The following is a 2,125-nucleotide window of genomic DNA, read 5'->3' as shown; positions in this document are numbered from 1 at the left end:
TGGTGAGGATATCATCCGCCAGCGAGATCGCGGTGCGGCGGTCGGCCTCGCCGGCGGTGGCGAATGCCTCCTCCTGCATACCGCGAATCCAGGGCTGATCGGCCGGCGAAGCGCGTTCGAGCGCTGCCGTCATCATCGCCAGGCCTCGAACGATCTTGCCGCTCTGGAACAACAGGTGGCCCAGCGTCGCCTGGGCGCCGGCATGACCCTTCTCGGCGGCAAGCTGGAACCAGCGCCCGGCCTGCTTGACGCTGGCCTTCACGCCGCCCTCGCCCTTCAGGAACATCTGCCCCATTTCGAACTGCGCGTTCGGATTGCGATAGTTGGCGGCGGCGCGCATGTAATATTCCTGGGCCGCGACCTCGTTCTCGGTGACCGGGCTGCCGGGAATGCCCTTGCGCAGATAGTCGCCAAGCGCCACCAGCGCATCGGAGACATAGCTTTCCTCGGGCGAGCCGGGTTCGACATCCTGGTCGACGATCTCCGAGAAGAACTTGAACGCCTCATAGTCGTCGCGCGCCACGCCATCGCCCTCGGCATACATCCGCGCAAGCTTCCAGGTGGCGCCGATCTGGCCGTTCTCTGCGGCGTATTTGTAGGCCTCGGCGGCCTGTTCCTTGTGGCCGTTCTTGTAGGCGGAGAAGCCGAACTGGAACACCGCCCAGGGGCTGGATTGCGGCTTCACGCCGGTCTTGTCGTCGAACACCTTGTCGTCGAAGGCCATAGCCTGGCCCACGGCGCCAAAGGTCGCGCCAAAAGTGGCGATCACGACCAGTGCCGAAAAGACAGACGACCTCAACAACTCAGATGTCCGCATAGCAATGTGTTTCTTTCGCACCGCCCGGATGGGTCACCGCGCCATCGCGCGCCGGCCCTACCGTCTGTGCATATTTCCATATCGCGCCCGACTGATAGTCTGTCGTGCGCGCCTTCCATGTCTTTGCCCTCGCCGCCAGTTCGCTATCGGACAACGCCACGTCGATCGTGCCGTTCACCGCGTCGATCGAGATCACGTCGCCATCCCTGAGCAGCCCGATCGGACCGCCCACGGCTGCCTCGGGGCCGACATGGCCGATGCAGAAACCGCGCGTCGCGCCCGAGAAGCGCCCGTCGGTGATCAGCGCCACCTTGCCTCCCATGCCCTGGCCGTAGAGCGCCGCCGTCGTCGACAGCATCTCGCGCATGCCAGGGCCGCCGCGCGGCCCTTCGTAGCGGATGACGAGAACCTCGCCTTCCCTGTAGTTGCGATGCGTCACCGCCTCGAAACATTCCTCTTCCGAATCGAAGCAGCGTGCCGGGCCGGAGAACTTCAACTCCGCCATGCCCGCGACCTTCACGATCGCGCCTTCGGGGGCAAGGTTTCCCTTCAAGCCCACGACGCCGCCGGTTTGGGTAATGGGTCTGTTGGCCGGGCGGACCACATCCTGATGTTCATTCCAGGCAACGTGCTGCATGTTTTCGGCCAAAGTGCGGCCAGTCACAGTCAGGCAGTCGCCATGCAGATAACCGTTGTCGAGCAGCGTCTTCATCAACAGCGGAATACCGCCGGCCTCGAACATGTCCTTGGCGACATATTTGCCGCCCGGCTTAAGGTCGGCGATGTAAGGCGTCTTCTCGAAGATTTTCGCCACGTCGAACAGGTCGAACTTGATGCCGGCCTCGTGCGCGATCGCCGGCAGATGCAGTGCTGCGTTGGTCGAGCCGCCGGTTGCCGACACCACGGTCGCCGCATTCTCCAGCGCCTTCAGCGTGACGATGTCGCGCGGCCGGATATTTTTCGCGATCAGCTCCATGATCTTTTCGCCCGAGGCGAAATTGAAACGGTCGCGCATCTCGTAGGGTGCCGGCGCGCCGCAGGAATAGGGCAGCGCCAGGCCGATCGCCTCGGCAACGGTGGCCATGGTGTTGGCGGTGAACTGGGCGCCGCAGGAGCCGGCCGACGGACAGGCGGCCTGCTCGATTTCAAGCAGTTCGGCATCGTCGATCGTGCCGACCGAATGCTGGCCGACCGCCTCGAACACGTCCTGCACGGTGATCTGGCGGCCGCGATAGCTGCCGGGCAAGATCGAGCCGCCATAGATGAAGATCGACGGCACGTTGAGACGCACCATGGCCATCATCATAC

Annotated in this window: 2 protein-coding genes; both read right to left on the bottom strand. The window is 63.9% G+C overall.

From position 1 onward, the window contains the following. Positions 1–817: tetratricopeptide repeat protein (locus EN935_RS32710; protein WP_164771556.1), on the bottom strand; the 817-nt coding region annotated here is incomplete at its 3' end. After that, positions 804–2,125: dihydroxy-acid dehydratase (locus EN935_RS32705; RefSeq protein ID WP_127374060.1), on the bottom strand; the 1,322-nt coding region annotated here is incomplete at its 5' end. The genes EN935_RS32705 and EN935_RS32710, both read right to left, overlap by 14 nt.

This window comes from Mesorhizobium sp. M7D.F.Ca.US.004.03.1.1 (assembly GCF_003998635.1).
In the GTDB taxonomy this organism is placed as follows: domain Bacteria; phylum Pseudomonadota; class Alphaproteobacteria; order Rhizobiales; family Rhizobiaceae; genus Mesorhizobium; species Mesorhizobium loti.
The sequence above is the reverse complement of the archived record's forward strand: the minus strand, read 5'-3'. Positions and strand labels throughout refer to the sequence as shown.